Below are 3,058 nucleotides of genomic sequence, written 5' to 3'. Positions count from 1 at the left end.
AGAATAATTGGCATATCCCGCACTGGATCGTAACTTACCTGCAAATACTTCTGGAGTCCGCCCCAGCTAAACTCTTTTCCTAATTCATTACCTTGAATGCTGTTATCTCCAAAACTATAGGAAATACCCTTAACCTTCTTATTGCGGGTGTATTTGACATAAGCATCCACTCCTGATTGTCGAAGCTGCTCAATAAACTGGGGCATAGCCATTCCTGCTTTTATTTGCTCCATGATTACCTGCGATATATGAGGCTTCAGGTTATAGATATTAGGTTTTACAATTTCGCTAGCCGAAATTTCCAATTGTTTCAAAATACGCGGCAATGAGTATGCTTTGCCTATGCTTGAGCCAGAAAGCCTAACTCCCTCGTATTTGTAAGCAATGCCTCTGGGCTTGCCCTCGCGATCGCGTTCAACTTTTACGCGAATTTGATCGCGATTTAGCTGCTCTATAAAGTCTGGTAGTGACTTGGTATAAGCCAAAGCAGCACTAATCTTGTTAGCAAGTTGCTTCTTGACCGTAGGTTTGCCTGATATTCTCTCCTTTTCAATGTGGCGATAGGTTTCCTCTTGGCGATCGCTTGTCCGACTTGACGGAACTGATGCTAATCCAAAATCCATTTCCAGTTTTCGGATCGATTTTTGGCTGCGCGTCCAATCCCAGCTATCTGAGACAACGGAGCCATCCATCTTCACTCGACTGGTAACTAAATGAACATGCTCATGATTTGCTGTATCGGTGTGCTTCACAGCGACATACTGATTATTGCTAAAATCCATGTCTTTGAGATATTGGGCGATCACCTGCTGCCAAGAAGCATTGTTAAGATGTTCATCAGGACTAAGGCTGAGAGAAACATGACAAACTACTTGATTGAGCATTGGTCGTAACTGTCGAGATAGGGAAAACTCAGTCGCAAGACTACGAGGGCTATCACCATCCATATTTGTGTCAATAATTTCTGCACCAGTTTTTTCCAGCACATAGGACAGGCATCCCCGAAAGCCTCTACCCTTAATGATTTTACCGATCATTCTTTCCTACTCCGCCTGTGGAGTTAAACCTGCGGTCGAAGTAATTTGAGAGCGAACATCGGACATTAATGAAACAAGTTGATTGAGACAACCAGATAACTTTTGAAATTCATCAAGTTGCGACTGCATAGGGCTACCCATCATCACACTTAAATTAGCATCGTGTGTCAACTGGTTAATGTTGGTACCAATTTTATTCAACTCAAATTTCATTTGTCCTAGCAGGTGATATGTGTCCCAATCAACGCTAGTCATTGGAGCTAGTGGTGATAGTGGCTGAAACTTAAAAACTGCATAGCGGACAAATTTACTCGATTTAACATTCAGTTTCTTTGCTTTTGCCTCCAATACAACTTTCTCATTTTTAGTCATGCGTACCGTGAATCTAACGGATAAAGTCATTACTGCTATTCCTAAAGTTTGTTCTGCATAAGTGCTGTTGAAAAAATATTCAAAAACAAGAAATTCGGCGAGATGGACTCGCCAATTACAATCATAGTCTACATTTTTTGTGCAGAACAGAATTTTAAAATATTCTATTTCTACAAAAATTTAATTCTTGCAAAATTAATTGCAACTCAGTTTTTTTATTAGGAGCTTTGAATTTATTAAGGGGGAATCCAAAGGGGGAATTCCCCCTTGGCAAGCGGTCATGTTGCTGTCGAACAAAAATCAAGCGATAGCGCGATTTCTTGTCCGACAAGCAACATAGCTTGCTCCAAACCCCGCACACCCCTCAAACGGCGCAAACTCGTTCGCAAAAAGTTACAACTAATATACAGAGCGCCTACAGGAGAGTATACAGATAGTCTAACCAATCTCTATCAGAAGTCTACAAATAGTCTACTTAACAGTCTACACAGAGACTACAAGTAATCGACAAATAATCTACAGATGGTCAACCAACAGTTATCACCGCAACTAACTGTAATCTACAGTAATCTACAAATAGTCTACTTAACAGTCTACACAGAGACTACAAGTAATCGACAAATAATCTACAGATGGTCAACCAACAGTTATCACCGAAACTAACTGTAACCTACAGAAATCTACAGGTAGTCTACTTAACAGTCTACACAGAGACTACAAATAATCCACAGATGGTCAACCAACAGTTATCACCGAAACTAACTGTAATCTACAGGCATTCTACACAAAGTCTACAGCAATCTACAGGTAGTCTACTTAACAATCTACATAGAGACTATTCAAAGCCTATAGATAATTAATAAAGAGGCTACTAACAGCCTACAAATAGTTATCATAAAGTCTACTAACAGACTACATATTTTTACACAAAGTCTACAGCAATCTACAGAGAATCTACGCAGAGTCTATATGTAAATCACAAGTATTTTATGTGTGATTTTAAAGGAAATTTAACTATGTTCTAAAAAGGATAAGAGCCTACAGAAAATCTATTCACAGTCTACAAACTGTCTACTCAAAGCCTAAAAAAATAGACTTAATCAAAAATTCTTAAGATGCAATCTGAGTAAAGGTTTCAGCAATTGCAATCAATATTCTTAAGCAAGATTACTATAAAAAAGACTTTTTATTATTGCGTTTATGGCTATGATAAACCCATCAACAAATCCAAATATTTATGGAGTCCCCAAATCAATAAATTCTCTAAATGATTTTCATCACAGCATTTGTTGTCTGAGATACCAGCCTTGTAGACAAATAATCAGCTAAAATAATGCCTGAAATCATTGCGTGTTCATCGGTTGTAGAGGTAGCCACAGAGCAGTTAACAGAGTTGTCTGATCGGTGGTTTGCATCTATTAAAAACAAAGATAAACTGACAAGAAAAGTAGACATCATCTCATACCTTGAGGAAGCTGTCAGAGCATTGCTTGCTTCAGGAAGTACATATAATGAAATTAGCCAAAACCTAAAAGATGAACTTCACGTCGATATCTCTGCTAAAACTATAAAGCAGTATATATGGCGAATTAACGAAAAACAAAAAAAGGGTGGGACAAAAGCTAAAACCCATACCGCTAGGGCAGAAA

General features: G+C 38.5%; 3 protein-coding genes. 1 reads left to right on the top strand and 2 read right to left on the bottom strand.

The window, feature by feature from the left end:
• Together VB775_RS22435 and VB775_RS22430 are read right to left on the bottom strand one after the other, a co-directional pair.
• The coding region (locus VB775_RS22435) for a relaxase/mobilization nuclease domain-containing protein (RefSeq protein WP_323216956.1) at positions 1-1,037 on the bottom strand (1,037 nt) is incomplete at its 3' end.
• A gap of 6 nt (positions 1,038-1,043) precedes the next feature.
• Positions 1,044-1,439 carry a plasmid mobilization protein gene (locus VB775_RS22430; protein WP_323216955.1) on the bottom strand — a complete coding sequence of 132 codons (396 nt, stop codon included), beginning with the start codon at positions 1,437-1,439 and terminating at the stop codon, positions 1,044-1,046.
• A gap of 1,303 nt (positions 1,440-2,742) precedes the next feature.
• Here VB775_RS22430 and VB775_RS22425 point away from each other — a divergent pair.
• On the top strand, positions 2,743-3,058 hold a 316-nt coding region (locus VB775_RS22425; protein ID WP_323216954.1), incomplete at its 3' end, for a hypothetical protein.

It is taken from the genome of Pseudanabaena sp. CCNP1317, from assembly GCF_034931345.1.
In the GTDB taxonomy this organism is placed as follows: Bacteria; Cyanobacteriota; Cyanobacteriia; order Pseudanabaenales; family Pseudanabaenaceae; genus Pseudanabaena; species Pseudanabaena galeata.
This window is presented reverse-complemented; position numbering and strand designations above follow the sequence as displayed.

Bases quoted from the DNA above. Each gene is read 5' to 3' on its own strand.
- VB775_RS22430 (WP_323216955.1), bottom strand. From the start codon at position 1,439: ATGACTTTATCCGTTAGATTCACGGTACGCATGACTAAAAATGAGAAA.